Annotated in this window: 3 protein-coding genes; all 3 read left to right on the plus strand. The window is 36.4% G+C overall.

The window, feature by feature from the left end; all coding sequences use genetic code 11:
- The first annotated feature begins 27 nt into the window (after nt 1-27).
- A complete protein-coding gene (locus FC091_RS15405) occupies nt 28-105 on the plus strand; it encodes a PID-CTERM protein-sorting domain-containing protein (protein ID WP_394344074.1) in 78 nt (25 codons plus the stop codon).
- Nucleotides 106-222: 117 nt separating this feature from the next.
- Nucleotides 223-708 carry an exosortase/archaeosortase family protein gene (locus FC091_RS15035; RefSeq protein WP_171032532.1) on the plus strand — a complete coding sequence of 162 codons (486 nt, stop codon included), beginning with the start codon at nt 223-225 and terminating at the stop codon, nt 706-708.
- A gap of 637 nt (nt 709-1,345) precedes the next feature.
- On the plus strand, nt 1,346-4,967 hold a 3,622-nt coding region (locus FC091_RS15040), incomplete at its 3' end, for a beta strand repeat-containing protein (RefSeq protein WP_138435196.1).

The raw sequence follows: 4,967 nt of genomic DNA on the forward strand, positions 1-4,967 counted from the left end.
GGGGCAACGGACACACAGGATGTTCCATTGGATGGCGGACTGGTAGCTTTGGTTATCGGTGCGGCAGCACTTGGTGTTAAAAAATTACGAGATAATTTAAAATAACGTGATTTGATAAAGCTTAAAAATTTATTAAGCGACATACCATTACCAATAAGGCTTTTTTTAAAAAAAGCCTTATTGTTTTTTATTGTATGGAAAATAATATACATTGGTTTTTTGTTGAAATCCAAGGTAGTAGACCATCAATTAACAACTCACATCGGTAATGCATGTGTTGAGATATTAAATAATTGGACTTCTATGTCTGGCTTTAGAGCCGTTAGGGAAGCAAAAACTTCTGTTTATGAAGGAGAAACCACTACTGAAATAGCCTCCCTTATATTGCATAATGATAAAAGGGTCTTATATATAGCTGATCTTTGTAATGGCTTAGAATTAATAGCGTTGTATATTGGTTTCATCGTATGTATGCCTTCTTCGTTTTGGCGAAAAGTTAGATACATGATTATTGGAGTTATTATACTAGACGTGGTTAATATAGCTAGGTGTATTGGTTTAATTTACTTACAAGAGTATTACGAGTATTATTTTGACATTGCACATAAGTACATATTTAATATCACGGTGTATTCAGTTACGTTTTTGTTGTGGGTCATTTATACCAGAAAAATCCGTTTAAATAATGAAGCTATACAGGTCGGATAAGATTCGTTTTATAATGGGTCTTGTAATCATATTTATACTTTACTCTTGTTATTATATTTTTATAGCTGAGCATAGAGATACAGCTATATTACCAAGAAAGATGCGACATTTTATTAGTCTGTTATTTACGATTGCAGTTTATTTTGCGGGTACGTTTCACCTAGGAAAGCTCAAGGCAACCTGGATGTCAAAGTTTTGGCACATGGTGCATATCAGTGGACTTTGTATAATCACCGCTATTGGGTTATTTGACTGGTTATTTCTTGAAGGAAGTACCATACCAAGACTTAGCATCTTTGCGAGGTCAGTTCAAGAAATCCTAATTTCCCCCTTATTATATTTAGCTATGGGTCTGCTGAATAATTTACTCACAAAACCTGCAAATTAACGTTTTATAGATGTTAGTTTTTTTCTCAAACAATGCTAAAGGCTTTTTCTGTTAATTCCACCATATTATTAAAAGACTATATGTTGGAGTTTTAACCTACACTTTAAATGTAATTCAAACTACTGCTCCATAGGGCTAACTTAGATTGTAAAGCAAAATAGAAGACCTCAAAACAAGTAAGTCATTAAAAATTGATGACATATTTAAATCGTCTCGATGTAATAGCATAAACTTTAAAAGCTATTAACCATGAAACGAATTTTACTGCTCTTGCTATTGGGCATTTTTACTTCAATAGCATTTGCCCAGACCACATGGACGGGTTTGGGTGCCAATACCAATTGGAACAACACCGACAACTGGGACACCAACATCGTGCCCACGGCATCTGATGATGTCATCATCCCAACAGGATTTACGGTTACTTTAAATGTTCAAGGCAATACCAACTCTTTTGAATTGCAAGGAAACTCTGTACTAGAAATGGCAAATAACTTAGCGTTTGAGACAGATTCCAGCTTTGGGCCTGACACAACAGTGAATTGGAGTGCTGGTATTATCTTTGGTCCTAATTTTACCCTTACCAATCAAGGAGAAATAATTTTAATAGGTAATGCTTCTAAATTTATTTCTGCTGGAACTACCGTAACCAATGAAGGTACTATAACAATTGCTTCTGCTGGTGACCTTTTTATATCTGGTAGCACAGCTTCACTGAACAATCTTGTAAATGGCGTAATCGACATGCAATCTGATGGAGGAAATATCACTTGGAGTTCAAGCCCTGGGGTTTTAAATAATGAGGGTTTAATCAAAAAAACCACTTCTTCTGGAGAGGCACAAATATTTACTACTTTGAATAATAATGACGGCATCATACAAGTTGAAAATGGTATTCTATCATTTCAAAGTGCTAGTAAAATATTAAATAATGGGACATACAATGTGTTTACAGGCGCTACTTTAGATTGGGATACTGCATCAATCATTTCAGGAGACTTAACTGGGACATTGGATGGCGCTATGAACTGGAATAATAATGTTACCGTGGCTGCTGGTGATACTGCAGGTACCAACTTTACCCAAAATTTCAATTGGAATAGTGGAATCATAACGGGAGGCGGTACTTTGAATAACTTAGGAACAATAACATTAACAGGAAATGCAGGAAAAACACTAAGCGGTGGGACCACGATTAATAATTCTGGGACTGTAGAAATTATTTCCACTGGTGATTTTTTTATGGTTGGTGCAACAACGGTATTAAATAATTTGACTTCCGGTATTATAGATCTTCAAGCTGATGGCGGTAATATTACATGGAGCTCTGTTCCCGGTGTACTAAATAATCAAGGTCTTATTAAGAAAACTACGTCTACTGGTGAAGCTCAAATTGTAAATATTTTAAATAACAATGATGGTACTATTCAGGTAGAAAGCGGAACATTATCTTTCCAAAGTTCAACTAAAAATTTTATAGATGGTACCTACAATGTGTTTTCAGGTGCTATCCTAGATTGGGATACTTCAGCTACTATTTCAGGAGATCTAAATGGAACCTTGGATGGAGAAATGAACTGGAATAGTAATATTTCGATTGCAGAAAACGATTCAGCGAGCTTAAATTTCACTCAAAACTTCAATTGGACCGCAGGAAACATATCAGGTGATGGTATACTAAATAATAACGGTACAATGGAGTTGAATTCTAATGCTAGTAAATTTGTCACAGGTACAATCACCTTAAATAATAATGGAACTATTTTGGTTGTGACTACTGGGGATTTATTGCTCTCTGGTTCGGATGTAACCCTTAATAATCCAATTAATGGTGTTATTGATCTACAGGCTGCAGGTGGTAATATTACTTGGAGTTCTGCTTCAGGAACAATTAATAACTCTGGGTTAATAAAAAGGACCAACTCAATAGGTGAAGCGCAAATCATCGCCATTTTAAACAACAATAATGGTGTAATACAAGTGGAAACAGGTGTGTTATCTTTTCAAACATCTCCAAAAAATTTTACAGATGGTACCTATAATGTTTTTGAAAATGCAATTTTAGACTGGGATGTTACTTCTACCATTTCCGGTAACCTAACTGGAACACTTATTGGAACGATGAACTGGAACAGTAATATCAATATCCTAGCTGGCGATACGGCAGAAGTGAGTTTTGCAAATAATTTTAACTGGAATTCTGGTATATTATCTGGAGATGGAACACTTATAAATAGTGGTGTGTTATCACTTGCTTCTAATTCAAGCAAATTTATAACAGGTGCTATAACCCTGAATAATCAAGGTGAATTAAGAATTGTATCACTTGGAGATTTACTGTTATCGAGTGCAAATGTAACTCTCAACAACGAGATTGGCGCATTAATAGACTTCAGAGCAGATGGCGGAAATATTACATGGTCATCTGCCTCTGGAATTTTAAATAATTTCGGACTTATCAAACGATCGGAAACCTCAGGAAATGCGCAGATAGTAACAGACTTTAACAATTCGGGAACTGTTGAAGTGGCTTCAGGTGAACTAGAAGTAGCAGATTATAGACCCTTTGTGAATCTTGAAGATGGTATTGTTACAGGAACAGGTATTTTCGACGTACCAGCCCCTTCAAATTACATAAATAACGGAATATTTGCGCCAGGAAACTCTCTTGGAACACTAACGGTACAAGGTACATATACCTCTACAACATTGTCAAAATTAGAGATTGAAATTAATGGACTAACACCAGATACAGAACATGATGTGCTTGATATTCAAGGTAATAATGTGGTGTTTGAAGGTAGTGTTAATGTCACTATGGGCTTTGAAGCTAATATAGGTGATGCATTCACCATTGCAACTACTACGGGAACTATTGCATCAGCAAATTTACAATCTCCAATAGAAAATGTTGATTTTGAAGGTAAACGCTATACGTTTGATATCTCTTACCCAGATAACAATAAGGTGGTACTGACAATTTCAGATAAGCTAGACATTCTTCCACCAGATGTTATTACCCAAGACATTACTGTACAACTCGACGCTACAGGAAATGCAACCATTCTTGCTACTGATATTGATAATGGAACAACAGATAATTGCACGCCAACCAATGGGTTACAATTTGATTTAGATATTGATAGTTTTACCTGTAATGAGTTAGGCTTTAATACAGTGACACTTACAGTGACTGACAATGATGGAAATGTTGGTACTGCAACTGCAGTAGTAGATCTTCAAGATATGATTTCTCCTACGGTAATAACTCAAGATGTGACTATACAATTAGACGTTACTGGTAATGCTTCCATTACCGCGGCCGACATTGATAATGGTTCTAACGATAATTGTGAAATAGTTGTTATTCAATTAGATATTACTGATTTTACGTGTGCCGACTTAGGAGCAAATACGGTAACACTAACTGCAATTGACCAAAGTGGAAATTTAGTTTCAGAAACAGCTACAGTTACGGTAGAGGATGCGTTAGAACCAAACGTAGTTACCCAAGATATTACTATACAATTAGATGGTACCGGAAACGCATCTATAACACCAGAACAAATAGACAATGGCTCTACAGATAATTGTACAGCAGCCATGGACTTGCTATTATCTCTAGATATCTCTAATTTCACTTCGGCTGACGTCGGTGACAATATAGTGACTTTAACTGTCCAAGATGAAAGTGGTAATAATGCCTCTGCTACAGCTACGGTTACAGTGGAAGGTAATCTAGCTCCAACCAACGATAATTGTTCAGGAGCATTGCCATTGGATTGCGGCGTAACGGTAACGGGCAGTACAGAAGGAGCCACGGCATCCGGATTGGATGCTGAGTGTGACGGCTTTGCCTCTTCGGACGCCT

The organism is Winogradskyella algicola (assembly GCF_005869935.1).
GTDB classification, from domain to species: Bacteria; Bacteroidota; Bacteroidia; order Flavobacteriales; family Flavobacteriaceae; genus Winogradskyella; species Winogradskyella algicola.